The organism is Plantibacter sp. CFBP 8798 (assembly GCF_014841195.1).
In the GTDB taxonomy this organism is placed as follows: domain Bacteria; phylum Actinomycetota; class Actinomycetes; order Actinomycetales; family Microbacteriaceae; genus Plantibacter; species Plantibacter auratus.
Window position 1 is genome coordinate 59,808 of sequence record NZ_JACYTS010000002.1, and the last position, 25,183, is coordinate 84,990.

Annotated in this window: 24 protein-coding genes; 15 read left to right on the top strand and 9 right to left on the bottom strand. The window is 70.5% G+C overall.

What is annotated here, in order from left to right:
- Positions 1-88: 88 nt before the first annotated feature.
- On the top strand, positions 89-1,570 hold the full coding sequence (locus tag IFU30_RS07380) for an MFS transporter (protein ID WP_249404730.1): 1,482 nt from the start codon (positions 89-91) through the stop codon (positions 1,568-1,570).
- Positions 1,571-1,591: 21 nt separating this feature from the next.
- Here the strand turns inward: IFU30_RS07380 and IFU30_RS07385 are convergent, their stop codons facing one another.
- Positions 1,592-2,140: a dihydrofolate reductase family protein gene (locus tag IFU30_RS07385; protein WP_192004834.1), complete on the bottom strand. Its 549-nt coding sequence runs from the start codon at positions 2,138-2,140 to the stop codon at positions 1,592-1,594.
- A 118-nt stretch (positions 2,141-2,258) separates the two neighbouring features.
- Between IFU30_RS07385 and ligD the strand changes: the two genes are divergently transcribed.
- Positions 2,259-3,284 (top strand): non-homologous end-joining DNA ligase, encoded by a 1,026-nt coding sequence (ligD, locus tag IFU30_RS07390; RefSeq protein ID WP_192005418.1) that lies wholly within the window; start codon positions 2,259-2,261, stop codon positions 3,282-3,284.
- A 64-nt stretch (positions 3,285-3,348) separates the two neighbouring features.
- Here the strand turns inward: ligD and IFU30_RS07395 are convergent, their stop codons facing one another.
- The gene (locus IFU30_RS07395; protein ID WP_064295440.1) at positions 3,349-3,669 is read right to left on the bottom strand and encodes a hypothetical protein; all 321 of its coding nucleotides are present in this window, start codon (positions 3,667-3,669) and stop codon (positions 3,349-3,351) included.
- Positions 3,670-3,930: 261 nt separating this feature from the next.
- On the opposite strand from IFU30_RS07395, the gene IFU30_RS07400 reads away from it, so the two are divergent.
- Both IFU30_RS07400 and IFU30_RS07405 read left to right on the top strand, forming a co-directional pair.
- Positions 3,931-4,974 (top strand): NAD(P)-dependent alcohol dehydrogenase, encoded by a 1,044-nt coding sequence (locus tag IFU30_RS07400; RefSeq protein ID WP_064296121.1) that lies wholly within the window; start codon positions 3,931-3,933, stop codon positions 4,972-4,974.
- 21 nt (positions 4,975-4,995) lie between these two features.
- Positions 4,996-6,219 (top strand): MFS transporter, encoded by a 1,224-nt coding sequence (locus tag IFU30_RS07405; RefSeq protein ID WP_192004835.1) that lies wholly within the window; start codon positions 4,996-4,998, stop codon positions 6,217-6,219.
- Here IFU30_RS07405 and IFU30_RS07410 read toward each other — a convergent pair.
- Both IFU30_RS07410 and IFU30_RS07415 read right to left on the bottom strand, forming a co-directional pair.
- Positions 6,216-6,983 (bottom strand): PIG-L family deacetylase, encoded by a 768-nt coding sequence (locus IFU30_RS07410; protein ID WP_192004836.1) that lies wholly within the window; start codon positions 6,981-6,983, stop codon positions 6,216-6,218. The genes IFU30_RS07405 and IFU30_RS07410 overlap by 4 nt on opposite strands.
- Positions 6,980-8,212, bottom strand: coding sequence for a glycosyltransferase (locus IFU30_RS07415; protein WP_191941154.1), 1,233 nt, complete (start codon positions 8,210-8,212; stop codon positions 6,980-6,982). Before IFU30_RS07415 ends, IFU30_RS07410 begins: the two co-directional genes overlap by 4 nt.
- A 139-nt stretch (positions 8,213-8,351) precedes the next feature.
- On the opposite strand from IFU30_RS07415, the gene IFU30_RS07420 reads away from it, so the two are divergent.
- The 4 genes from IFU30_RS07420 (at position 8,352) to IFU30_RS07435 (ending at position 11,660) form a co-directional block, all read left to right on the top strand.
- Positions 8,352-8,774 (top strand): VOC family protein, encoded by a 423-nt coding sequence (locus tag IFU30_RS07420; RefSeq protein WP_197977462.1) that lies wholly within the window; start codon positions 8,352-8,354, stop codon positions 8,772-8,774.
- Between the two features lie 287 nt (positions 8,775-9,061).
- Positions 9,062-10,204 carry an HNH endonuclease signature motif containing protein gene (locus tag IFU30_RS07425; protein WP_249404765.1) on the top strand — a complete coding sequence of 381 codons (1,143 nt, stop codon included), beginning with the start codon at positions 9,062-9,064 and terminating at the stop codon, positions 10,202-10,204.
- A 149-nt stretch (positions 10,205-10,353) separates the two neighbouring features.
- On the top strand, positions 10,354-11,079 hold the full coding sequence (locus IFU30_RS07430) for a TetR/AcrR family transcriptional regulator (protein WP_192004838.1): 726 nt from the start codon (positions 10,354-10,356) through the stop codon (positions 11,077-11,079).
- Between the two features lie 65 nt (positions 11,080-11,144).
- The gene (locus tag IFU30_RS07435) at positions 11,145-11,660 is read left to right on the top strand and encodes a CarD family transcriptional regulator (RefSeq protein WP_064296128.1); all 516 of its coding nucleotides are present in this window, start codon (positions 11,145-11,147) and stop codon (positions 11,658-11,660) included.
- A gap of 67 nt (positions 11,661-11,727) precedes the next feature.
- Here IFU30_RS07435 and IFU30_RS07440 read toward each other — a convergent pair whose 3' ends face one another.
- Positions 11,728-12,126: a hypothetical protein gene (locus IFU30_RS07440; protein ID WP_192004839.1), complete on the bottom strand. Its 399-nt coding sequence runs from the start codon at positions 12,124-12,126 to the stop codon at positions 11,728-11,730.
- Between the two features lie 67 nt (positions 12,127-12,193).
- On the opposite strand from IFU30_RS07440, the gene IFU30_RS07445 reads away from it, so the two are divergent.
- Complete coding sequence (locus tag IFU30_RS07445; RefSeq protein WP_124769423.1) at positions 12,194-13,033, top strand: siderophore-interacting protein; 840 nt, start codon at positions 12,194-12,196, stop codon at positions 13,031-13,033.
- 49 nt (positions 13,034-13,082) lie between these two features.
- Here the strand turns inward: IFU30_RS07445 and IFU30_RS07450 are convergent, their stop codons facing one another.
- Positions 13,083-14,081, bottom strand: coding sequence for an NAD(+)/NADH kinase (locus IFU30_RS07450; protein WP_236555474.1), 999 nt, complete (start codon positions 14,079-14,081; stop codon positions 13,083-13,085).
- A 160-nt stretch (positions 14,082-14,241) separates the two neighbouring features.
- Here IFU30_RS07450 and IFU30_RS07455 point away from each other — a divergent pair, with 160 nt between their 5' ends.
- A complete protein-coding gene (locus IFU30_RS07455; RefSeq protein ID WP_192004840.1) occupies positions 14,242-15,015 on the top strand; it encodes an alpha/beta hydrolase in 774 nt (257 codons plus the stop codon).
- 41 nt (positions 15,016-15,056) lie between these two features.
- Here IFU30_RS07455 and IFU30_RS07460 read toward each other — a convergent pair whose 3' ends face one another.
- Entirely contained in the window at positions 15,057-15,518 is a 462-nt protein-coding gene (locus IFU30_RS07460) for a DUF3817 domain-containing protein (RefSeq protein WP_079706044.1), read from the bottom strand.
- A gap of 197 nt (positions 15,519-15,715) precedes the next feature.
- Between IFU30_RS07460 and IFU30_RS07465 the strand changes: the two genes are divergently transcribed.
- Positions 15,716-16,765, top strand: a complete 1,050-nt coding sequence (locus IFU30_RS07465) for an LLM class flavin-dependent oxidoreductase (RefSeq protein ID WP_192004841.1) — start codon at positions 15,716-15,718, stop codon at positions 16,763-16,765.
- Between the two features lie 6 nt (positions 16,766-16,771).
- Here IFU30_RS07465 and IFU30_RS07470 read toward each other — a convergent pair whose 3' ends face one another.
- Positions 16,772-17,986: a sensor histidine kinase gene (locus IFU30_RS07470; RefSeq protein ID WP_192004842.1), complete on the bottom strand. Its 1,215-nt coding sequence runs from the start codon at positions 17,984-17,986 to the stop codon at positions 16,772-16,774.
- A gap of 104 nt (positions 17,987-18,090) precedes the next feature.
- On the opposite strand from IFU30_RS07470, the gene IFU30_RS07475 reads away from it, so the two are divergent.
- Positions 18,091-18,825, top strand: coding sequence for a response regulator transcription factor (locus tag IFU30_RS07475; protein ID WP_192004843.1), 735 nt, complete (start codon positions 18,091-18,093; stop codon positions 18,823-18,825).
- 27 nt (positions 18,826-18,852) lie between these two features.
- On the opposite strand, the gene IFU30_RS07480 is transcribed toward IFU30_RS07475, so the two are convergent.
- Complete coding sequence (locus tag IFU30_RS07480) at positions 18,853-21,297, bottom strand: ATP-dependent DNA ligase (protein ID WP_192004844.1); 2,445 nt, start codon at positions 21,295-21,297, stop codon at positions 18,853-18,855.
- A gap of 111 nt (positions 21,298-21,408) precedes the next feature.
- On the opposite strand from IFU30_RS07480, the gene ku reads away from it, so the two are divergent.
- From ku to IFU30_RS07495, 3 genes are all read left to right on the top strand, one after another.
- Entirely contained in the window at positions 21,409-22,389 is a 981-nt protein-coding gene (gene ku / locus IFU30_RS07485; RefSeq protein WP_192004845.1) for a non-homologous end joining protein Ku, read from the top strand.
- Between the two features lie 32 nt (positions 22,390-22,421).
- Positions 22,422-22,904 (top strand): VOC family protein, encoded by a 483-nt coding sequence (locus IFU30_RS07490; RefSeq protein ID WP_441005545.1) that lies wholly within the window; start codon positions 22,422-22,424, stop codon positions 22,902-22,904.
- Positions 22,905-22,995: 91 nt separating this feature from the next.
- On the top strand, positions 22,996-25,179 hold the full coding sequence (locus IFU30_RS07495; RefSeq protein WP_192004846.1) for a RecQ family ATP-dependent DNA helicase: 2,184 nt from the start codon (positions 22,996-22,998) through the stop codon (positions 25,177-25,179).
- Positions 25,180-25,183: the final 4 nt, after the last annotated feature.

A 25,183-nucleotide genomic window follows, 5' to 3' on the forward strand; every position in this document is an offset into this window, starting at 1 on the left:
CGCACCGTGCTGCACTCGCGCCGTGTGCCGAGCATCGATCTGGGGCTGGAAACCCCCAGCACCCCCACCCCTCGCACGGAGGTCCTCCTTGTCTGCATCCGCAGCCACCGCATCGCATCCCACCAAAGCACCGTCCGGTTCCCCGGCCCGCCGCTGGTGGGTCCTCGTCGTCCTCGCGATGACGCAGCTCATCGTCGTCCTCGACGGCACGATCGTGAACATCGCCCTTCCGGCAGCCCAGCAGGAGCTCGAGCTGTCCGACACGCAGCGTCAGTGGGTCGTCACGGCCTACGCCCTCGCGTTCGGCGCCCTGCTGCTGCTCGGTGGCCGCATCGCCGACTACTGGGGCCGGAAGCGCACCTACCTGGTCGGCATGGTCGGCTTCGGCGCCGCATCGGCCTTCGGTGGGTTCGCCCAGAGCGGGACCGAGCTCATCGTCGCTCGCGGTCTGCAGGGCGTGTTCGCAGCGCTCATGGCGCCTGCCGCACTCGCGCTCCTCACCGTCACCTTCTCCCACGGACGCGACCGCAACACGGCCTTCGCCGTCTTCGGCACCGTCGCCGGTGCGGGAGCGGCCGTCGGCCTGATCCTCGGCGGCGTGCTCACCGAGTTCGTCGACTGGCGCTGGTGCCTCCTCGTCAACGTGCCGTTCGTGATCGTCGGACTCATCGCCGGCCTCATCCTCGTGACCGAGAGCAAGGCCGAGGGCGACAACCGCTACGACTGGCTCGGCGCGATCACGGTCATCCTGGGCCTCGGTTCCCTCGTCTACGGCTTCACGCTCGCCGAGGGCGGCTGGGGGAGCGCCGACACCATCGGCTTCCTCGCGCTCGGTGCGGGACTGCTCTCCCTCTTCGTCTTCATCGAGATGCGCGTCGCGCAGCCCCTGCTCCCGCTGCGCATCGTGGCGGACCGGGTCCGCGGCGGTGCCTTCCTCATGCAGATGATCGTCGGCAGCGTCATGATCGGGGCCCTGCTCTACCTGACGTTCCACCTGCAGATCGTGCTCGGCTTCCCGCCGCTCGAGGCCGGCATCGCGACCCTCCCGATGACCGTCGCGATCATGATCGTCGCCCCGATCGCCACGAAGCTCCTGCCGGCCATCGGCCCGCGCCCGCTGCTCATCATCGGTCCGCTCATCGCGGCGGCCGCCCTCGTGTATCTCAGCCGCATCACGGCCGACGGCGACTACTTCGTCCAGGTGCTGCCGGCGCTCCTCGTGCTCGGGATCGGCATGGCGATGATCTTCGTCCCGATGCAGAACCTCGCGCTGACGGGTGTCGCCCCGCACGACGCCGGTGCGGCCTCCGCGACGGCGAACGCCTCCATGCAGATCGGTGGGTCGATCGGCCTGTCGGTCTTCACCACGGTCTATGCGAGTGTCACCGACCAGGCGACGGTCACCGATCAGGCGTCGCAGCTCGTGGCGTTCACCCAGGGCTACTCGGCGGCGTTCATCGCGGCTGCGGTCGGCCTCGTGATCGCGAGCGTCATCGCCATCGTCTGCATCCGCGGTCGCAAGGAGGACCTCCTGCCCTCGGGCGACCAGCAGGCCGTCCACCTGGGCTGAGTCGGCCGTGCGGCGACCCGCCTAGGCGCGGGGAGCGTACGTCGAGAGCACGTTGCCGGAGCTCGTCCGCACCGAGTGGACGAGCTCCAGGCGTGTCACCGGGTCGCTCGGTTCGAACAGATGACGCCCGGCACCGGCGACGACGGGGTGGATCATGAGGGTGAGCCGGTCGAGCAGACCGGCGAAGAGGAGCTGCCGCACGACGGAGATGCTCGCCAGCACCGCGATGCGCCCGCCCTCCTGCTGCTTGAGCTCCTCGACGAAGGACTCGAGCGTGCCGGGGATGAGCGTCGCGTTCTCCCAGGACAACGGGCCCGCCAGGGTGCGTGATGCGACGTGCTTCCGCACGGGGTTGATGAAGGAGCCGAACGGGTTGTCTTCGCCGACCGTCGGCCAGAACCCGCTCCACTGCTCGTAGCTCACGCGTCCGAGCAGGACGTCGTCGATCGGCGCGATCGCCTCGGTCATCATGGCGCCCATGTCGGCGTCGAAGTGGTCGAACTGCCACTGATCGGGCGACTCGACGACGCCGTCGACGGATTGGAAGAGGGAGGCGTGGACCTCGCGCATGGTGGCTCCTCGGCAGGGTGGTGACGGCGGGTTCGATGGACAGCTCCCGTTCTACTCCGCTGCGGCGACGAGCACCACCCTCGTGACCACGCCGGGCGGGGCGCGTACGGTGTCCGACATGGCCAGCACCGCGATCGTCCTCACCGTCCCCGGACCGCACGGCGACCGCGAGGTGCGTCTCTCCAGTCCCGACCGCGTGCTCTGGGAGGAGTCCGGTGTCACGAAGCGGGAGCTCGCGGAATACCTCATCGAGGTCGCGCCGGCCTTCCTCGCCGCCAACGGCGACCGCCCGGTGTCCCTCCAGCGGTTCCCGGGCGGTGTGGACGGTGAATGGTTCTTCTCGAAGAACCCGCCGAAAGGAGCACCCGAGTACGTCCGGGCGGTCGACGTCGTGTATCCGAGTGGCCGGCGGCATCCGCAACTCGTCCTCGACGAGGCCGCTGCGGTCGTCTGGGCCGCGCAGATGAACACGGTCGTGTTCCATCCGTGGCCGTCACGGGCATCGGACACCGACCATCCCGACGAACTGCGGATCGACCTCGACCCGCAGCCGGGGACCGACTTCGCCGACGCCGTGCGCGTTGCGGGCTCGCTGCGGGAGCTGCTGACGGAGGTCGGACTGACCGGGTTCGTGAAGACCTCCGGCAACCGAGGTGTCCACGTGTTCGCGCCCATCGTGCCGGAGCACGAGTTCCTCGACGTCAGGCACGCCGTGATCGCGGCGGCTCGGGAACTGGAGCGACGGGATCCCGACCGCGTCACGACCTCGTGGTGGAAGGAGGAGCGCGGTGAACGCATCTTCGTCGATTACAACCAGGCGAACCGCGACCGGACGATGGCCGGCGCCTACAGCCCCCGTGCGCTGGCCTCGGCGACCGTCTCATGTCCGGTGACCTGGGACGAACTCCCCGAGATCGACCCGGGCGCCTTCACCGTGCGGACCGTCCCGGAGCGACTCCGGACCACCGGAGACCCGTGGGCCGGCATGCACGACACCGCCGGGCGCATCGACGTCCTCCTGCAGTGGTGGGAGCGGGACCTCGAGCAAGGACTGGGGGAGCTCCCGTTCCCTCCCGACTTCCCGAAGATGCCGGGCGAGCCGCCGCGGGTGCAGCCGAGTCGCGCCAGACACACCGAGGACTGAGCCCACCCGGACACACGAACGCCCGGTGATCGTGGATCACCGGGCGTTCTGCTGAATCAGGGCGCTATTCGGCCTTGCCGAGGGCGAAGCGGACGCCGCCCTGCTCGTCGATCTGCGCGTCGAGGACCGCGTCGCTCAGGGCGACGGCTGCGGACTCCTCGAGGAAGACGGTCGCTCCGGCGCTCTCGATGACCTGGTCGGCCTCGTGCGGTGTCGCCGTCATGGTGACTTCGAAGTTGTTGTCGTCGGAGCTGCTGCTGATGCGCAGTCCGGCGCCGTGCGTGAGCGACGACGCGTCGTCCGGGACGACCAGTCCCGGGGTGAGTGGTGCGTTCTCGGCGAGGGTCTTGACGACTCGGCCGGCGTTCTCGGTCAGGGTGAGCATGTGTGTTCTCCGTTCCGTTCGCGAATACGAGTTCCCCACCTTGCTCGGGTTCGCGACAGGATGCCACCCTGAGGCCGATCCTCTGCGGGAACTGCCAAGCAACTCTGCAGGGATTCACACCTCCGCGCCGCTCGTAGCACAGCTCGAGTGATCGTCCCTTGGGGGTTCGTCCGGTGGAGTGGGCTGCTAGCGTCGAACGTGCTGTCCGGCGCGTGCATCCCGCCCCACGGCACCCCCAACACCCCCAGCCCGAGGAGTCCTATGACCACCGTCGCCGCCATCATCAAGCCCACCGCCGACGCGCCTTTCGAGGTCGGCACCATCGAGCGCCGTGCGCCGCGCGCCAACGACGTCGTCATCGACGTCCACTACGCCGGCATCTGTCACAGCGACATCCACCAGGCCCGCGAGGAATGGGGCAAGGCCATCTTCCCGATGGTCCCCGGCCACGAGATCGCCGGCATCGTTACCGAGGTGGGCGACGCGGTCACCAAGCACCAGGTCGGCGACCGCGTCGGCATCGGCTGCTTCGTCGACTCCTGCCGCGAGTGCGAGAACTGCCTCGCCGGCGAGGAGCAGTTCTGCCTGAAGGGCAACGTCGCCACCTACAACGGCCGTGAGTACGACGGCGAGCCCACGTACGGCGGCTACAGCAAGCAGATCGTCGCCGACGAGAACTATGTGCTGAGCATCCCCGAGGGCATCGAGCTCGACGTCGCGGCACCCCTGCTGTGCGCCGGCATCACCACCTACTCGCCGTTGAAGCACTGGGGCGCCGGTCCCGGCAAGCAGGTCGCCATCGTCGGGATGGGTGGCCTCGGCCACATGGGCGTCAAGATCGCCCACGCCCTCGGCGCAGAGGTGACCGTGCTCAGCCAGACGACCTCGAAGGAGGAGGACGGCAAGCGCTTCGGGGCCGACCACTACTACGCGACCGGCGAAGAGGGCACCCTGAAGTCGCTCCGCGGACGCTTCGACCTCATCATCAACACGGTCTCCGCCGACCTCGACATCGACGCCTACCTGTCGACGCTCAAGCTCAACGGCTCGATGGTCTTCGTCGGACTGCCCGAGAACACGCAGCAGTTCCGGGTGTTCTCGCTCGTCGGTGGCCGCCGCTCGCTCGCCGGCTCGAACATCGGCGGCATCCGCGAGACGCAGGAGATGCTCGACTTCTGCGCCGAGCACGGCATCGGCTCGCAGATCGAGCTCATCGGCGCCGACGAGGTCGAGGGCGCCTACGACCGCGTGGTCCGCAGCGACGTCCGCTACCGCTTCGTCATCGACACGGCGACGATCGGCTGATCGCACCGATACCCTGAGAGCATGATCCGGCTCCCGTTCCGTCGTCCAGGCGGAGCGGGAGCCGTTCCTCGTGAGCCCCTCGGCCGCGAGGTCCTCGTCCTCGGCGGTGTCGCGTTCTTCGTGATGCTCGGGTTCGGTGTCGTGATCCCGGTCCTGCCCGTGTACGTGCGGAGTTTCGGCGTCGGCTACCTCGAGGTCGGGGCGGTCGTCTCCGTCTTCGCGCTCATGCGGCTCATCGCGAACCCGTTTGTGGGTGCGCTCGTCGATCGGATCGGCGAGCGGGTGGTGCTGGCCACCGGCATCGGGATCGTCGCGGTGTCGAGCGCGCTCGTCGGGCTCGCGGCGGACTATCCGCAGCTGCTCCTGCTCCGCGGGGTCGGAGGGATCGGGTCGGCGATGTTCTCCGTCGCCGCGATGACGCTGCTGCTGCGCACCACCCCACCGCATCGTCGCGGGCGGGCGGTCGGGTTCTACCAGGGCGGGTTCCTCGTCGGCGGCATGGCCGGACCGGCCGTCGGTGGCCTGCTCGCGACCATCTCGCTCACGGCACCTTTCTTCTTCTACGCCGGGACCCTCGCGGTCGCCGGCGTCCTCGGACTCGTGATGCTGCGCGGCAGCCGGATCGCTGCGCCGGTCGAGACCGCCACGCAGGCCGAGCCGTTCCGCACCGTCCTCGCCGATCGCCGGTACCAGGCGGCGCTCCTCGCGAACTTCGCGAACGGATGGGCGTCGATGGGCGTCCGTGGCACACTCGTGCCGGTCCTCGTGGTGGAGGCGCTCCACGAGGAGGCCGCCTGGACCGGGATCGCGTTCGCGATCGCCGCTGTCGCCCAGACGCTCGCGCTCGGTCCCGCCGGCCGCTTCGTCGACACCGTCGGACGGCGACCCGCGATGCTCGTCGCGTTCCCGGTCGCGGCAGGGGCGCTGCTCGCCATGCCGTTCGTCGGCGAGCTCTGGCTGCTTGTCGTCGCCCTGTGCGTCTACGGCGTCGCGGCGGCCTTCCTCGGGACTGCTCCGGCGGCTGCCGTCGGAGACGCCGCGGGTGGTCGGGGAGGCCGGGCCGTCGCGGTCTTCCAGGCGACGTCCGATCTCGGCGCCATCGTCGGCCCGCTGGTCGCCGGCGCACTGCTCGACGCCTTCTCGTTCCCCGCGGCCTTCGGTTCCGCGGTCGTGCTCATGCTGCTCGTCCCCGTGCTCGCGGCCCGCATGCCGCGGGAGCACCGGAACCAGCCGGCGACCACCTAGCGGGACCGGAGTCGCAGGCCCACCGAGGTGGTGATGTCCTCGCGCTGACCGCCGGAGTGGACGAGTTGCTCGCCGTCGACCGTCAGCTGGCTGGCGTGTTCCGCGAGTGCCGCGGCGACGATCGGGAGGCGGTGCGCGAGTGGGAACCACACGGCGTCGTCGCCCAGCGGCTCGAGGTCGGTGCGGTGGTGCACGAGTTCCGCGAACGGCACCCCGCTCCTCCGCGCCGCGACGATCGCGGCCTCGTGCATGCGGAGGTGGTCCGGGTGCCCGTACCCGCCACCGTGGTCGTAGCTGATGACCAGGTCCGGCGAGACGTGTCCGATGAGCGCGACGAGGTCGTCGGCGACGAAGTCGAGCGGAGCGAGTGAGAACGCGCCGGGGGAGACGTCGTCAGCGGGGCCGGCGAGTCCCTCGCGCACCCACCGCATGCCAGAGTCCACGTACCGCGTCGACGTCCCCGGCCGGGCCGCCGGACCCGTCCCCAACCAGAACTGCTCGGCCACGCCGAGCGTCCGGCAGGCGGCGGCGAGCTCCGACTCGCGGTGGGACGCGAGTGCAGCGGAGCCGGCGAGGGACCGGAGCGGGCCGTCGACGACCTCGCCGCGCTCGCCTCGCGTGGCCGTCACGAGGACGACGCGAGCCCCCTTGTCGACGAGCTCGGCGATGAGCGCACCCGAGGCGAGCGTCTCGTCGTCGGGGTGCGCGTGGGCGAACAGGACGGTGCGCCCGCTGTCGACGAGCGGGAGGAGTCCGCGGTTCACGAGACGGAGGTCGCCGGAGCGGTGGCGGCGGCCGGAGTGGTGTCGAGCAGGGTCCGGTAGACGTCGACGAGGGCGTCTCCCGAGCGCTGCCAGTCGAACCGCTCTGCCCGACGTCGCGCTGCCGAACCGAGTTGCGCGAGCCGCTCCGGGTCGCCGAGGATGGACGAGACCGCGGCGCCCCAGACCTGCGGGTCGCGGGAGTCGATGACGATGCCCGTCTCGCCGTCGACGACGGCCTCCCGCAAGCCGCCCGAGGCCGCCACGACGGTGGGCACGCCGCTCGCCGCGGCTTCCAGTGCGACGAGACCGTACGTCTCCGAATGGGAGGGGACGAGCACGAGCGTGCTCTCGCGGAACAGCGTGGCGAGCCCGACGCGCGACTGCGGCCCGACGAATCGGACGTCGTCGGCGACGCCGAGGTCGCGGGCGAGGGCGGCGAGTTCCTCAGCGTAGCGGTCGTAGTCGACCGAGACGTCCCCGGCGATGACGAGTTCGGGGCGGAGCTCGGGCGCGACCGCGGCGATGGTCTCGATGGCGAGGTCGAAGCCCTTCAGCGGGTGCAGGCGACCGGCGACCACCGCGGTCGGACGACCTGCACGAGGACCGTCGAGCGGGTGGAACAGCGTCCCGTCGACACCGGGTGGCACGATCGACACCCGATCGGGGCGGGCTCCGAGCCGGGTGATCGCGGTGTCGGCCTCGGCCGCGCTGATCGCGACGACCGCGTCCGACTCCGCGGCGAGCCGTGCCTCGCCGGCCAGGCGCCCGGGCGACTCGGCGCGCTCGCCGTGCGAGAGCGGCGTGGTGGACTCGGCGGCGATGCTGTGGAAGCTCTGCACGTGCGGGATCCCCAGCTCCCGCGCGAGGGGAAGTGCGGCCATGCCGGAGAACCAGTGGTGGGCGTGCAGGACGTCGTATCGCGGCAGTCGGGCGAGTTCCGAGCGGAAGTCCTCGACGAATTCCTCATGCCGACCCTTCGCGACCGGCTCGACGGGACCGGCGTCGAGGAAGCGCAGGGTCACGCCGGGGGCGAGGGAGGCGGCGGACGGCTGGTCGGCCGAAGACCGCCGGGTGATGACGTCGACCTCGTGGCCCGCTGCGCCCATCGCGACGGCCTGATGACGGACCACGACGTTCATCCCGCCGGCATCACCGGAACCCGGCTCGTCACCGGGACTGGTGTGGAGCGAGATCATCGCGATGCGGAGGGGCTGGGGTTGCGAGGGCACCAGACGAGCCTAGTAGCCGTGGGCGTCCCGGCCCCTCGTGACGCCGACACCGGAACGTGCTGGCGCATCCGACGCCGGAGCGTGAGAATGATCGCGAGACGAGCGCGACGATGCGCCCGCCCAGGCGAAAGGGACGATCATGACGACGCTCAACCCGTACCTCGGCTTCCGCGGGACAGCCCGCGAGGCGATGGAGTTCTATCAGGGGGTCTTCGGCGGCGAGCTGCTGCTCTCGACCTTCCGTGACTTCGGTGCCGAGGTCGAACCGGACGAGCTGGATCTGGTCATGCACGCCCAGCTCACGGGTGATGCTGGTGTGGTCTTCATGGCGTCGGACACCCCGAAGCACATGGACTATCGCGAGGGCAGCAACTTCTCGATGTCGCTGAGCGGGCCGGACACCGACGAGGCCCGACTCCGCGAGTACTTCGAGCGGCTCTCGGATGGCGGCACCGTCCAGCAGCCGCTGAGCGTGGCCCCCTGGGGCGACTCCTTCGGCATGGTGCAGGACCGCTTCGGGATCACCTGGCTGGTGAACATCGCCGCGCCGGCAGCCGCGTAGCCGGGGAACACTTCCACCTGGACAAGCCCGGCGAGGGGGAGCGGTCTGCCCGAAAGGCGCTCGGTCCCTGAGCTTGTCGAAGGGCACACGAGCAACTCCCACAGCCCCCTCCCGACTCGGCATCTGGAATGTCAGTGGTCCATGGTGGACTGGTTCCATGACCGAGACCACCCGCCGCCGCGATACGCGCTGGTGACGAGTACGCCGCGCAGCTGGCTGAATTCTCGGACGAGTGGGCGGAGATCCACCGGCAGCAGGCCGTCCTGGACGCGCGGAAGGCGCGCCTCCTGGCCCGCTCCGCCGCCTATGCCGATGCCTTCGCGGACGCCACGGTCCCGGCGATCTTCCCGCCGGCTGAACGTCAGGCGCTCTCACGCCGGTCGACGTGTGCGGCTCTCGCGATGGCGACCCGGATGCCGGAGCGGACGGTCCAGCTTGCGACGAACGACGCCGAACGTCTGGTGAATGACGCACCGGCTGTGCTGGCGTCGCTGGAGGCGGGGCGGATCTCGGCGCGGCATGCGCAGGTGATCACCGACCAGCTCTGTGACGTCCCGACCGCGGGCCGGGCAGCGTTTCTCGACCAGGTCCTGCCAGAGGCGGAGCGCATGACCGCCGCAGGCCTCAAGAACCGAGCCCGCGTCCTGCGGGAGCGTCTCCACCCGGAATCCATCACCGCCCGCGCCGTCCGCTCCGAGGCTGACCGCCGGGTCGAGTTCGAACCCGCAGCCGACGGCATGGCATGGGCGCACCTCTTCACCACCGCACCCATCGCGCAAGGCATCATCGAGCGCGTCGAAGCAGCCGCCACCGAATCACGCCAGGCCGGCGACACCCGCACCTGCGCACAACTGCAAGCCGACGCCTTGGCAGCACTTGCCCTCACCGGCGTGACCCCGGACGACGTGATGTCGAGCCTGGTGCTCCCGCATCCCATCGAAGTGCAGGAGCACATCAAGCCCACGGTGCAGATCACGGTCCCGGCGTTGAGCATGGCCGGTGTCTCCGATGCCCCGGCGACCCTCGACGGGTACGGCCCGATCGACCCGGAGACCGCCGCGCGCATCGCGGTGAACGCGCCCAGCTTCACCCGGATCCTCGTCCAGCCGGAAACAGGTGCGATGCTCTCCGTTGGGCGGGGCCAGTACCGGGTTCTGGCCGACCTCCAACGCGCGGTCCGCCTGCGAGACGGCACCTGTCGCGCACCGGGCTGCGGCAGACGAGCCGGGGCCTGCGACCTCGATCATTCGGTCGCGTGGGACGACGGCGGGACCACGGATGTCGGCAATCTCGCGTGTCTCTGTCGACATCACCACCGTATGAAGCACCTCCCCGGGTGGGACCTCGAGCATCGGCCTGGCGGGGTCCTCGACTGGACGACACCCGACGGGAAGCAGTATCGGACCGAACCGGATCCCGCACCGTTCTGACCGTTTCCGGCCTCTGAGCCTGTCGAAGGGTTCCTCGTGGGCACTTCGACAAGCTCAGTGACCGGGAGGCGTCTGTCCGCACCGCTTCGGTCCCCGAGCCGACACCTGTCTCGGACAGCTGTCCGAGAAGTCGTGGTACACTGGTGGGAATGCCTCGCACATCAGGAGTTCCCGCCCTCGGTGTCGAGCAGTCCACCACTGAACGTCCCGCTCCGCCGTCGCGCGTCGAGCGCTTCGCTCCCGTCCTCCGAGTGACGGGCGACCCACGTGCCGAGCGCACCAGGCAGACGATCTTCGACGCCGTCGCCACCATCCTCGCCGGTCGGCCGGAACGGGTGTCCGTCGGCGACATCGTCCGGGTCGCCGGCATCAGCCGCAGCTCGTTCTACGCACACTTCTCCAGCCTCGACGACCTCACCGCGGCCTACCTACGGGTGCAGTTCGCCGGCCTTGCCGCGTCCGGTGTCTCGGTGCGTCCCGCCGGGGAGTCGCTGAGCAGCGCCGAGCGCGCCCGCGAAGCCTACCGACGCCTCGTCGCCCAGCTCCTCGAAGACGCACCGCTCTACTCGAGCGTGCTCGAGCTCCCCGTCGCCCGCAGCGCGTTCGACGGCCTCGTCGGCGAGCACGCCGACCACCTCATCGGCTCGCTGCTCGAGCGCACCGAGGTCCCGGTCGGCATCCCGGCGGGCCTGGTCTCAGCCTATGTCGCCGGTGGCACGCTCTCCCTCGTCGACGGCTGGCGCCGCGGACGCATCGACGTCTCGGACGACGAACTGGTCGAAGCCCTGGTCGCCCTGCTGCCCGCCTGGCTGCTCGACGAACGACCCGTCGGCGCGTCACCGCCACCACCGACCCCCGAACCATCCGGCCGCTGAACCGCCGGAGCACGACGACGCCGGTGCGCGAGTACCGGTGACGACCTGAGAAGAGAAGAGGAACCATGCAGTTCATCGTTGGAGAGACCCTGGTCTACCCGCACCACGGAGCGGTCACCATCACCGAGTTGTCGAAGGTGACGATCAAGGGTGTCGAGCAGGACGTCATGACGCTTCGCGTGCACACGTCCGAGCTCACCATCAAGCTGCCGATCGCGAACGCCGACCTCGTCGGTGTGCGCGACGTCATCGACCACGACGGCGTCCAGGCCGTCTACGGCGTGCTCCGCGAGCCGTTCGTCGAGGAGCCCGGCAACTGGTCGCGTCGATACAAGGCCAACCAGGAGAAGATGGCCAGTGGCAACGTCCACCGCGTCGGCGAGGTCGTCCGCGACCTGTGGCGTCGCGACCAGGACAGCGGCGTGTCGGCCGGCGAGAAGCGCATGCTCCAGAAGGCGCGCCAGGTGCTCGTCTCCGAACTCGCGCTCGCGCAGTCGATGACCGACGAAGAGGCGTCCGCGGGCCTCGACGAGGTGCTCGCCTCGTCGATCGCGACCCCCGAGGCCGTCGCAGCCAAGTAGGACCCGTGAATACGAAGAGCGCCCCGCCGGTTCGGCGGGGCGCTCTTCGTCGTTGTGGAGGGTGCCTTCAGCCCCCGGTGTTGCCGCTCACGATCGCCAGCACGCCGACGACCGCGATGGCGACGATGGGCCCGAACGACAGGGTGGCCTTGGTGATCGTCCAGGCGCGGCTCTCGCGTTCCGGTGCCGGCAGTTCGGCGGGCGACACGTAGACCGGCGCCTGCCCACCGTCACCGGAAGCGCCGCCGCTGAGCTGCAACACCCGCGTGTCCGTCCACGCTCGTCCGTCGAAGTGGACCTGGCGTTCCTCGTCGGTCGGGTGCGGGTACCAGCCCGCGGCTTCGGCCTGCGAGGGCTTGTCCCGCTGGAACCGCAGCACCCTCGAGTCGCCCCAGGTCTCGCCGTCGAAGTGGAGTTCCTTCGTCGGGTCGTCGGGGTGCGGGTACCAGCCTGCGGTCGTAGCCATCCCTCAAGTATGACAGCGGGATCGGGGATGCCGAGACCGTCCGATGGGCGGCAGAATGGAGACAATCATGACGACGACACCGCGACCTCGAGCCCCACGTCCACAGATCATCCTCGAGGTGGTCCGCAGTTCCTGGGTCACACCGCACCTCGTGCGCCTCACCCTCGGCGGTCCCGGCTTCGCCGACTTCCAGCCCAAGGACGCCACCGACAGCTACGTGAAGATCTCCTTCGCCAAGCCCGAACTCGGCCTCGAGCCGCCGTACGACCTCGCGGCGCTCCGCGAGACGCTGGCACCCGCCGACCTCCCGGTCACCCGCACCTACACCGTGCGACGCGTGGACCAGGCGGCGGGCACCATGGACATCGACTTCGTGGTGCACGGCGATGAGGGGATCGCCGGCCCATGGGCCGCTGCCGCGCAGCCGGGAGACCGCGTCGTGCTCGCCGGACCCGGCGGTGCCTACCGACCCGACCCGACCGCCGACTGGCACCTCTTCGCGGGCGACGAGTCGGCGATCCCCGCGATCGCCGCCGCCCTCGAGGCGCTCCCGGCGGACGCGAAAGGGCTCGCGTTCCTCGAGATCGGTGGCCGGGACGACCTCGTCGACCTCGACCACCCGGCCGGGGTGCAGCTGATCTGGGTCGGCCGTGCGGCCCGCGATGAATCGACGGCCGCGCTCCTCGCGACCGCCATCAGCGGACACCCGTGGCCCGACGGACGCGTGCAGGTCTTCGCCCATGGCGAGCGGGAGTCGATGAAGGCGTTGCGCGAGGTGTTCCTCACTCAACGAGGGCTCGACCGCTCCCAGCTCTCTCTGTCCGGGTACTGGGCTTACGGACGCACGGAGGACCGCTTCCAGGCGGAGAAGCGCGAACCGATCGGGGTCGTCCTGCCGACGTCGTGACGCTCCGCCCCGCCCCGCCCCGGCGCCGCGCTGCCGGCGGGCGCGGGACTCAGTGCGAGGGGTCGGCCGGCTTGCTCCGCGTCCGGCGGACCCGCGACGGACGCTCGACGCGCGCGCGGATGTCCGGTGGAACGAGGTCGAGCAGCTGATCGCGCCGCAACGGGAGGTCGAGCAGGCTGAGTTTCATCCGGCCCTTGCGCGAGTGCCGGCTCGGGTCGAGACGGACGACGTTGGCTGCGTCGCGCACGAGCCGGACGGTCACGACCGCGCCACTTGCAACATCGGCGAGGACCTGGCCGTCGATCTCGACGGCGGCCTGCTTGGTCGCCGTCCCGATCGAGAACTGCAGGCGCTCCGCCGGCCCGAGGATGAAGGAGCGGTCGATGCCCGACATCGGGGCGACCGGCGTCACGACAGTGGCGGCGACGGCGGGGGACAGCACCGGTCCGCCGGCCGCGTAGTTGTAGGCGGTCGATCCGGTCGGGGTGGCGATCACGATCGCATCGGCTTTGAAGTACCCGTAGGCGGTGCCGTCCACGGCGAGGTCGGCCATGACCACGCCGGTTCCCGGGCGCCGGGCGATGGAGACGTCGTTGAAGGCGAGGAGATGGGCGACCTGCTCGCCGGTGGTGATCGTCACCTCGAGGCCGTGGTGCGGTTCGAGGGAGAACTCGTTGTCGCTGACCCGTTGGAGCGCCTCCGCGAGTGCGGCCGGTTCGACCTCCACGAGGAAGCCGACGTTGCCGTAGTTGACGCCGAGCACCGGTGCGGATCGGCCGGCGAGCAGCCGCATCGCCCCGAGCATCGTGCCGTCGCCGCCCATCGCCACGGCGACGTCGACCGACGACGCGAAGGCGTCCTCGTCGAGCAGTTCGACGTCGTCGCCGAGCCGGTTGGCCTCGGCGCGGAGTCCGACGAGGCGCGCGCCGTGTTCGAGCTGCCATGAGCGGAGGATGCGGACGGAGTCGTCGATGTTCTTCGTCGGGTGCGTGATGAGGCCGATCGTCATCGACGGCCCGGTGGGGTGCTTCGTGCGAGTGGTGGTCACCCGTCGAGCATAGGCCGATCGCCTGACAGCGCGACCGGGACCCGAGCGCCCAGCGGACAGCAGCGTGCCTTGCGACCGACGCGCGCCGGGCCGGGTTTGGGATACTGGAGGGAGCCGGTCCGCCGTGATCCTCGCGGGGCGCCGAGCGTGGAGGAACGACATGAGCGATGTGACCGAGCACCCTGGCCGACTACGGCGGGCGGGGCGGCTGAAGCCGATCCTCATCGGAATCCTCTCTGCGGTGCTCGTCGTCGTCCTCGGGTTCGTCGTCTGGACCCAGATCGTCATGCAGGGCACTCGTCCCGCCGCACTCGCGGTGTGGGAGGACCCCGCGGTCTCCGTCACCGACGTCGGCGATGCGGTGGTCCTCACCCCGACCGCGGACGCCGAGCGTCCTGCCTCCGGTACCGGTCTCGTCTTCATCCCCGGGGCGAAGGTCGACCCCTACGCCTACCTGTACAAGCTGTCCGGCGTCGTGGAGGAGGCCGGCGTGACCGTGGTCATCACGAAGCCGACGCTCAACCTGGCGTTCTTCGACCAACGGCCGCTGGAGACGTTCACCGCCGCCGCCCCGGACGTCGACACCTGGTTCGTCGGTGGCCACTCACTCGGTGGGGTGCGAGCCTGCCAGCTCGCGGAGGATCCCGCGGTGACGGGTCTCGTCCTGTTCGGGAGTTACTGCGCGAACGACCTCTCCGGCTCCTCCCTCGAGGTGCTGAGCCTCGCGGGGAGCGACGACGGACTGAGTACCCCGGAGAAGGTCGCCGACGCGCGCGTCCGGTTGCCCGCTGACGCGACGATGATCGAGATCGAGGGGGCGAACCACGCGAGCTTCGGTGACTACGGGGTGCAGCCCGGCGACGGTACGGCGACGATCTCCACCGATGAGGCCCGCTCCGAGATCACGCGGGATCTGGTCGAGCTGCTCGGCTGAGCGTAGGGGTTGGCCCCGGCGGTCCGCAGGGACCCTGACGATCAGCCCTTCGGGACCGGCGGCCCGACGACGAGCAGGGCCGTGAAGACGGCGACGACCACGAGGCCGCCGACGACCACGAGCAGGATCGGGTGTCGGACGAGCCAGCGCGTCAGGCGGTCGAGCACGCGTTGGTCGCGCGGGTCGGCGCCCGCCTCGCGGCGCCACGCCCCGTCGAGTCGGCCGGTGCGGTCCGCCCAGAGGTCGAAGGGGATGGTCGCGTACGGGACGACGGCGCTCACGAGGCCCACGAGGATCGTGCCGATGGGCCAGCGCTGGTTGATCCCGATGAGCAGGACCGTCGCGCCGTACACGAGGAACACGAAGCCGTGCAGCGCGCCACCGATGCTCACGCCGAGGTCGGTCGTCTTCGTGACGTACTTGAGGATCATCCCGATGATGAGCAGGGTCCAGGTGATCGCCTCGGCGATCGCGATCAGGCGGAAGAGGCGGCGCGGCGACACAGGGGCTCCAAGGCTCGGGGTGCAGGTCTTCCAGCTTGCCAGGGACGGCTGAGAAGGCGCTCCCAGCCGGCGTCCGGTTCTGCCACCCTGGGTGGATCGGGAATACCCGTCGCAGTGACGGGGTTCACCGATATGTATGCAAACACATACAATCGCCGTGACAGCTCGCGGCGAGCCACACGACGTTGGAGAACCTCATGACCACACCCCTCGAGTTCGGCATCGACACCTTCGGTGACGTCACGGTCGACGCCGACGGCGCGCCACTGTCCCAGGCGCAGGTCCTGCGCAACGTCGTGGAGCAGGGCGTCTACGCCGAGGCGGTCGGCCTCGACTTCATCGGCGTGGGGGAGCACCACCGTGAGGACTTCGCGGTCTCGTCACCCGAGGTCGTGCTGGCGGCGATCGCGGCCCGCACCGAGCGCATCCATCTCGGATCCGCTGTCACGGTGCTGAGCTCCGACGACCCGGTTCGGGTCTACCAGCGGTTCGCGACGCTCGACGGCATCTCCGGAGGGCGGGCCGAGGCCATCCTGGGCCGCGGATCCTTCACCGAGTCGTTCCCGCTCTTCGGGTACGAGCTGTCACAGTACGAGGAGCTCTTCGAGGAGAAGCTCGAGCTGTTCGTCGCCCTCCTCGAGCAGGAACCGGTCACCTGGTCGGGCAAGACGCGCGCGCCGCTCCGGGAGCAGTCGGTCTACCCCCGGGTGGAGCACGGGAAGCTGAAGACGTGGGTCGGTGTCGGCGGAAGCCCCGAGTCGGTCGTGCGGACCGCTCGATACGGCCTGCCGATGATGCTGGCCGTGATCGGCGGTGGGCCGCTGCGGTTCGCCCCCTTCGTCGACCTCTACCACCGCGCACTCGCGCAGTTCCAGCTGCCGACCCAGCCCGTCGGCATGCACTCGCCTGCCCACATCGCCGAGACCGATGAGCTCGCGCAGGAGCAGCTCTGGCCGCACTACCGGGCGATGATGGACCGGATCGGCCGCGAGCGGGGCTGGAGCCCGATGACGCGCGGGCACTTCGAGCAGGAGGCCGGCCCGGAGGGTGCGCTGTTCGTCGGTTCGCCCGAGACGGTCGCACGGAAGGTCGCGACCGCGGTCGACGGCTTGGGGCTGTCCCGCGTGGATCTGAAGATCAGCAACGGTTCGCTGTCGCACGAGCACCTCATGGACAGCATCGGTCTGTACGGCTCCACGGTCGTCCCGCGCGTCCGCGAACTGCTGACCGAGACCTCGACCGCCTGATCCGGTTCAGCGGATCACCGGCGAGCGGTAGGGCATCGTCAGCGTCAGGACGGTGCCGCCGGTCTCGTCGTCGGGTGCCGGGCCGACCCTGAGGGACCCGCCGAACGCGCCGGCCCGTCGATCCAGCTGCAGCAGGCCGCCGGACGGTTCGGCGTCGTCGCGGAGACCGGAGCCGTTGTCGACGACGCGCAGCTCGACGGCGCCCGCCATCGTCCCTCGCCGCTCGGTGGCGGGTGACGAGACCCGGAGGTCCACGACGAGTCGGTCGGCTGCCCCGTGGGTCAGCGCGTTCGTCACGCCTTCCTCGAGCGTGCGGACGACGACCGCGCGCTCCGCGGTCGTGAAGACGTTGTCGATCGGGTCGTCGAGGAGCCGGAAGCCCGGCGAGACGTCGAGACTGGTGGTGATCGACGGGGGGAGCCGTTGCAGGATCGCCCGGATGCTCGGGGCGATCCCGACCTCGAGCAGCGGCGGCGACAGGAGCCGGCTGAGTTCCCGCACGTCGCGCTCGCGCACGGTGCGGAGTTCCTCGCCGAGCGACCGCAGAGTCCTGGCCGCCTCCGACGCGACGTCCGGGCCGCCCTGCTCGAGTGCCGTGGTGACGGATGCGAGCTGGGCGCTGATGAGGACGAGGTGCTGCTGCAGGGTGCCGTGCAGGCCTTCCGCGACCTCCCGCTTCACCCGCAGCTCCTCACCCTGCAGGGACTGGAGGGCGAGGTCGGCCCGGTGTCGCTGATCGGCGTGCGCTCGCTCCTCCTCGCGGGCGCGACGCCGGGCCGCACTGAGGCTGAACCCGAACGTCGCGCAGACCGCCAGGGCGAGCGTCGTCGTCCCGGCTTCGACGAGGACCGTCTGCAGGCTCGGATCGCGGTACACGCCCAGCAGGAGCTGGAGTCCGCTTCGCAGCAGCCCCGTCAGCATCGCCACGAGGAGGACACCCGCGAGCACCTTCGGGCGCCACCACTCGTGGAGCGACGGCCCCCACCTCGACCACAGCAGGAGTGCGAGCACGAGGATCGCCGCGCTCAACGAGACGAGGTTGGCGGTGACCCGTTCGGCGAGCATGCCACGTGTCCCGCCCGGGGCGACCCAGGTGTAGATGTAGACGCTCTGGAAGGACACCGCGAGTCCGAAGACCGCGGCCATGGCGCCACTGGCCGTGATGAACGCCCGGCTGTCGCTCCAGCGCTCAGCGCGAGCGGTCCGGGCCTCCTGGGTCATGGCTCCATTCTGACCTGCCGTGCGCGCCACCGCCGACATCGACGTGCGGCCGGTCGGGAGCTTCCCCCTCGGTCGTTCCCCGGTCGATCCGGGATACTCGGAACATGCACCACCAGTCGCACTCCGACCCCTCGCCCGTCGCGCTGTCCACGGTCGGTGACGCGACGACGGACGCCGCTACCATCGGGCCGCTGCGTGTCGGCGTGATCGAGGATCAGCCGCTGCTCGGCGGCATGCTCGCCGAGCTGCTCGACGGGGCGCCAGGCGTGGAGTTCGTCGGGCGTGCCGGTACGGTCGCTGATGCCCGCAGGCTGTTCCTCCCGGGAACGGTGGACGTGCTGACCATGGACATCGAGCTGCCCGACGGCAACGGGGTGAGCCTCGGCGTCTCCCTCCGCCGGGCGCAACCCGGCCTCGGTGTCGTCCTGCTCTCCGCCTACGACCTCATGGACATGCTGCTCGAGATGCCGGCGGACGTCCGCGACGGCTGGAGCTACCTGTCGAAGACCTCGTCACTCACGCGCGAGATCCTGCTCGAGGCCATCCGGGTCTCCGCTCGTGGCGAGACGATGCTCGATCCCGAACTCATCGACCGGACCCGGCCCAGAGCGGGGTCGAGTCTCGAGTCGCTCACCGATCGGCAGTACGCCGTGCTGCAGCTGCTCGCGACCGGTCGCTCGAACACGGGGATCGCGACCAGGCTCGGGATCGCGGAGAAGTCCGTCCAGAACCACCTCACGGCGATCTACGCCGCACTCGGGATCGAGCACGACACCTCGAGCAACCCTCGGGTCTCGGCCGTCCTCGCCCTCCTCGCCGAATCCGGCCGCTTGTCCTGACGGGACGTCCGCGGTCGATGCGCGGGCTCAGCGTCCGCGGTCCGGTGCTTCGAGGTCGTCCACCGTCCGATCGGGGCGCCACCCACGCCAGACCGGGTGCCTGAACCGTCCGTCCGGTGTCCACTCGCTGAAGCGGACCTCCCCGATGAGGACCGGTTCCACCCAGTTGGCGTCGGCCGCGTCGGCCGGCGGGACACCCACGAGTGTCGTCGACACCCGACCCAGCCGTTCGAAGCGGAGCGCGGTCGCCGCCAACTCCCGGTCGCTGAAACCGCTTCCGACCCGACCCGCGTAGTGCAGCAGCCCGTCCGAGCCCGGCACCCCGAGCAGGAGCGACCCGATCCCACCCGAGCGCCCGCCCCGACCGGGACGCCAGCCGGCCACGACGACCTCCTCCATGCGTTCGTGCTTGAACTTGACCCAGGTGCTGCTGCGCCGACCCGGCCGGTAGCGTCCGTCGAGCTCCTTCGCCATCACCCCCTCCAACCGCAACCCGCGACTCACCTCGAGCGCATCGTCGAGCGAGCCGTCGATCGTCGGTGGCACCTGGACGACGGTCCCGGATCGGATCGTCCGCTCGAGCAGCTCGCGACGCTCCCGGTAGGGCAGCTCCGTCCGATCCGTGTCGTCCAGCGCGAGCAGGTCGAACAGCAGCAGCCGGACCGGCGTCCGACGGCGCTCCCGTTCGACGTCCCGCTCCGCGGTGAGCTGCATCCGACGCTGCAGCAGCGAGAAGTCGGGACGGCCGTCAGGCCCCGACGCCACGATCTCGCCGTCGAGGACGACCGCACGGCCGGCGAGCGACGCCGCGAGTTCCTCGACCACCTCCGGGTACGCCGCCGTGAGGTCCTTGCCGTTCCTGCTCGACAACCGCACCCGCCCCGTCGAGCCGTCGACGCTGGCGATCGCACGGATGCCGTCCCACTTCATCTCGAACGCCCAGGATCCGTCGTCGACCAGCTCGCCGGGTGCCGCGACACTCGCGAGCATGGGGGTGGGGATCCCACGAGACCGTGCGACCGGCGGAGCCGGCGGGTCACCCGGGGCGCGCATCCGGTGGATGAGCCACGACGGCGCCTCCCGTCCCGTCCCGCCCGCGGTCCGGATGAGCGCGAACCGCATCGGCCCGCCGAGCGCACCTCCCGCCCGGCCGTGCAGGGTCCCGATGACCTCGTCGTCGCGCCACTTCTCCAGCTCGTAGGTGCCCGCGTCCCAGATGGTCACCTCACCGGCCCCGTACTCGCCAGCGGGGATCGTCCCCTCGAAACTGCCGTACTCGATGGGGTGGTCCTCCGTGCGCACCGCCAGATGGTTGCTGCTCGGATCCGTCGGCACCCCCTTCGGCAGGGCCCAGGACACCAGCACGCCGTCGTGCTCGAGTCGGAAGTCGTGGTGGAGTTTCCTGGCCTCGTGCCGCTGGATCACGAACGAGGGCGGCGTCCCGGCAGCGGGAGGCGACGGCGGTCCGTCCGGGACGGGCTCGGGCGTCCGCTCCGCGTCCCGCTTTCGCCGATACTCCACGAGCCGGTCCTCGTGTTCCGACGGGCGGATCGTGATCGACGGACGCGGGTCGCCGAGCACCCGCAACGGGTCCTCACCGTCCACCAGACGCTCGAGCACCGCAGGGAACTCCAGCTGCGCCAGCCCCGGATCGTCGAGCTCCTCCCACCGGCGGGGAGCCGCCACCGTCGGCCGCGACCGACCCCGCAGCGAGAACGGCGCGATCGTCGTCTTCGACCCGTTGTTCTGACTCCAGTCGACGAAGACCCTCCCCGTGCGTCGCTGCTTCGACATCTCGCTCACCACGAGGCCCGGCTCGTCTGCAGCCAGCGCCCGCGCGAGCTCATGCGCCACGAGCGACACCTCCGCGGAACTCTGCCGACCGTCCAACGCCGCGTACAGGTGGATCCCCTTGCTCCCACTCGTGAGCGGAACCGGATCCAACCCCATGTCCACCAACACCGCCCGCGCCAGGCCCGCGACCCCCGCGCACTCGGCGAGGGACACCCCCTCACCCGGATCGAGGTCGAGGACGAGACGGTCGGGCGGACGGCGCTCGCCGGACCGGTCGAACCGCCACTGCGGCACGTGCAGCTCGAGCGCACCCAGCTGCGCCAGCCACGTGAGTGTCGCGAGATCGTCGACGATCGGGTACTCGTTCGTGTGATCGCTGTGCTCGATGGGGAGCCGTCGGACCCAGTCAGGAGCCGAGGCACCCAGGTCCTTCTGGAAGAACCCCGACTCCGGCGACGCAGCCGTCCCGACGCCGTGCACCCAGCGCTTCCTGGTCACCGGCCGATCGGCGAGGTGCGGGAGGAGGTGTTCGGCGACCGCGGCGTAGTAGGCGAGGACCTCGGCCTTCGTCGTGCCGGTCTCGGGGTACAGCACCTTGTCGAGATGGGTGAGCTGGATCCGGCGTCCGTCGACGTCGACCCACTGCGTCTGCCCGCCGCCACCGCTCGTCCTCGCCATGGCGATCAGCCTGCCGCCCACGGGCGTCAAGGGCTAGCCCTTGACGATGTTCCGGGTGTCTACTGGTCACCACGACAGCGCGGGCGGATCCGCCCGCGGACGGGAGCGGTCATGCGCGCGATCTGGAAGGGTGCGGTCACCTTCGGCCTGGTGAACGTCCCGGTGAAGGTGTACAGCGCCACGGAGGACCACGACCTCTCGTTGCACCAGGTCCACGACGCCGACGGCGGACGCATCCGGTACCAGCGCAAGTGCGAGGTCTGCGGGAAGGTCGTCAGCTACGACCACATCGACAAGGCCTACCAGGACGGCGAGCAGACGGTGGTCCTCACCGCCGACGACCTGGCATCACTCCCCGAGGAACGCAGCCGCGAGATCGAGGTCGTCGAGTTCGTGCCGAGCGACGACCTCGACCCGATCATGTTCGACCGCAGCTACTTCCTCGAACCGGACTCCTCCTCGTCGAAGGCCTACGTCCTCCTCCGGCGGACGCTCGAGGAGACCGACCGCACGGCCATCGTGCGGTTCGCCCTCCGCCAGAAGACGCGTCTCGGTGCCCTCCGGGTGCGCGAGGACGTCATCCTCCTGCAGACACTGCTCTGGGAGGACGAGGTCCGGGAGGTGCGGTTCCCGGCCCTCGAGGAACGCGTCCGCATCTCCGCCAAGGAACTCGAGATGTCGGAGGCGCTCGTCGAGTCCTTCTCGTCCCGCTTCCGCCCGGACGCGTTCGTCGACGAATACCAGGCACAGCTCCGGAAGCTCATCGACGCGAAACTCGAGCAGGGCGACGCACTCGACACCGCCGCCACCTTCGGCGAGCAGCCCGAACCCGACGACGACACGGGCGCCGAGCCGATCGACCTCATGGAGGTGCTGCAACGCAGCATCGAACGGCAACGTGGCACGACCGGCGCGAAGACGGCGAGTACAGCGAAGCGATCCGGCGCCGCCAAGCCCGCCGCGACGAGCAGCTCGGCGAAGACCGCTACCGCGAAGACGGGTACCGCCAAGACGAGTGGCGCGAAGACCGCTACCGCCAAGACCGCGGCGTCGAAACCGTCGACCGCGACGAAACGCAAGAAGAGCGCCTGAGCGACGACGCCCGGGCTGAGAGGGAGCACGACATGATGGAGCACCGCGTCACCCCGTTCCTCTGGTACGACTCGCAAGCCGAGGAGGCGGCGACCTTCTACGTGTCACTGTTCCCCGACTCCCGGATCACCTCGGTGAGCCGCTACCCGGAGGGCGGACCCATGCCGGCCGGCCAGGCGATGGTCGTCGAGTTCGAGCTCGAGGGACTCCCCGTCAGCGCGATGAACGCCGGGCCCATCTTCTCGTTCACCGAGGCGTTCTCCTTCTCCGTCAGAGCCGACACCCAGGACGAGATCGACCGGCTCTGGGACGCCCTCATCGCCGACGGCGGCGCCCCGAGCCAATGCGGCTGGCTCAAGGACCGCTGGGGACTGTCCTGGCAGATCGTGCCAGGCATCCTCGCCGAACTGCAGAACGACCCCGACCGGGAACGCGCGGCACGGGCCATGCAATGCATGATGGGGCAGACCAAGTTCATCATCGCCGAACTCGTCGCCGCAGCGGACGGTCGATAGCGGCTCCTCCACAACCGACCAACCGACGGGACACCGCCCCTCCGAGACGCCGACGCAGTCCACCGTCAGCAGCTCCTGACAGACTTGCCGCATGTCCCAGCCCAGCGCGCCCACCCCCGCCCACCCCGAACCGACCCCCACCGGATCGGTCGCCGAGGCGACGGCGGCGCTCGCCGCACTCACGGGCGTTCCGGGGGCCACGTTCCACGACGGTCAACTCGAAGCGATCCTCGCGCTCGTCGACGAACATCGTCGTGCGCTCGTCGTCCAGCGCACCGGTTGGGGCAAGTCCGCCGTCTACTTCATCGCGACCGCCCTCCTGCGCCGACGGGGCGCCGGGCCGACGCTGCTGGTCTCGCCGTTGCTCGCGCTCATGCGCGACCAGGTGGCGGCCGCCGAGCGCGCCGGCGTGCGCGCTGTGGCGATCAACTCGGCGAACGCACACGAATGGGACGACGTCCGGGCGCGCCTGGAGGCCGACGAGGTCGACGTCCTGCTCGTGTCACCCGAGCGGCTCAACAATCCACGCTTCCGCGATGAACAGCTCCCGACCCTCGTGGCCCGCACGGGCATGCTGGTGGTGGACGAGGCGCACTGCATCTCCGACTGGGGACACGACTTCCGACCCGATTACCGGCGGCTCGCCGAACTGATCGGACGCCTCCCGGCCGAGGTCCCGGTTCTGGCGACCACCGCGACGGCCAACGGACGCGTCGTCCGCGACATCGCCGAGCAGCTCGCCGCACCCGGCGCCGCAGGCTCCCACGGAGCCGAGGTGCTCACCATCCGCGGCTCGCTCGCGAGGGCGTCCCTCCGGCTCGGCGTGCTCCGGCTGCCGGAGTCCCGGGACCGCCTCACCTGGCTGCTCAGCCACCTCGGCGGGCTCACCGGGTCCGGCATCATCTACACGCTCACGGTGTCCGCCGCGGAGGACACCGCGCGGCTGCTGCGCGAGGCCGGTCACGAGGTCCGGGCCTACACGGGCCGGACCGATCCCGATGAACGCGAGGAGTCGGAGCGGCTCCTCAAGGAGAACCGCTTGAAGGCGCTGGTCGCGACGAGCGCGCTCGGCATGGGGTTCGACAAACCGGACCTCGGGTTCGTCGTGCATCTCGGCGCTCCGTCCTCGCCGGTCGCGTACTACCAGCAGGTCGGTCGCGCCGGCCGCGCCACCGAGCATGCCGACGTCCTGCTCCTGCCCGGGGCGGAGGACGAGGAGATCTGGCAGTACTTCGCGACCGCGTCGATGCCGGACGAAGCGCGGGCCACCGCGGTGCTCGAGGCACTCGACAGTCAGCCGCGGTCCACGCCCGCGCTCGAGGCGCTCGTCAACCTGCGTCGCACACCCCTCGAACTCCTCCTCAAGGTGCTCGACGTCGACGGCGCGGTGCAGCGGGTGGCCGGGGGATGGGTGTCGACCGGGCAGCCGTGGGTCTACGACCGGGAGCGGTACCGGCGGATCGCCGAGGCCAGGGTGGCGGAGCAACAGGCGATGCTGGCTTACGAGCGGGGCGACGAGTGCAGGATGCTCGTGCTGCAACGTGAGCTCGACGACGCGAGCGCGGTGCCCTGTGGCCGGTGCGACCGCTGCGCCGGGCCGTGGTTCCCCACCGAACTCGACAGTGCGGCGGCCGCCTCCGCGTCGGAAGCGCTCGGTCGGGTCGGCGTGGAGCTCGAACCGCGGGCGCAGTGGCCCACGGGAGCCGACCGCCTCGGCGTCACCGCCGACGGCGCAGCGGTGAAGGGACGCATCGCGCTCGACGACCGCCTCGAGGCCGGGCGTGCGCTCGCTCGGCTCACCGACCTCGGCTGGGGTGGTGTGCTGCGCGAGCTCTTCGCCGCGGGTGCACCCGACGCTCCCGCCTCCCGCGCGGTCATCGACGCGAGTGTCCGCGTCCTGGCGGATTGGCCGTGGACGCAACGGCCGGCCGCCGTGGTCAGTGTGCCGTCACGGTCGCGTCCGCAGCTCGTCGACTCGGTGGCGAGGGGCATCGCGTCGCTCGGGCGACTGCCGTACCTCGGGGAGCTCGACCTCGTCGGCGACGGCCCGCGCGGTGGTCCCGGCGGCAACAGCGCCTACCGTCTGGCGGGCGTCTGGGACGCCTTCACCGTCGGATCCGAACTCCGGGCGCAGCTCGCAGCGCTCGAGGGCGCGCCGGTCCTGCTCGTCGACGACCGGGCCGACAGTCGGTGGACGCTCACCGTCGCCGGTCGCGCGCTCCGCCGCGCCGGATCCGGCCCGGTCCTCCCGTTCGCGCTCGGGATCGTGGGCTGATCGC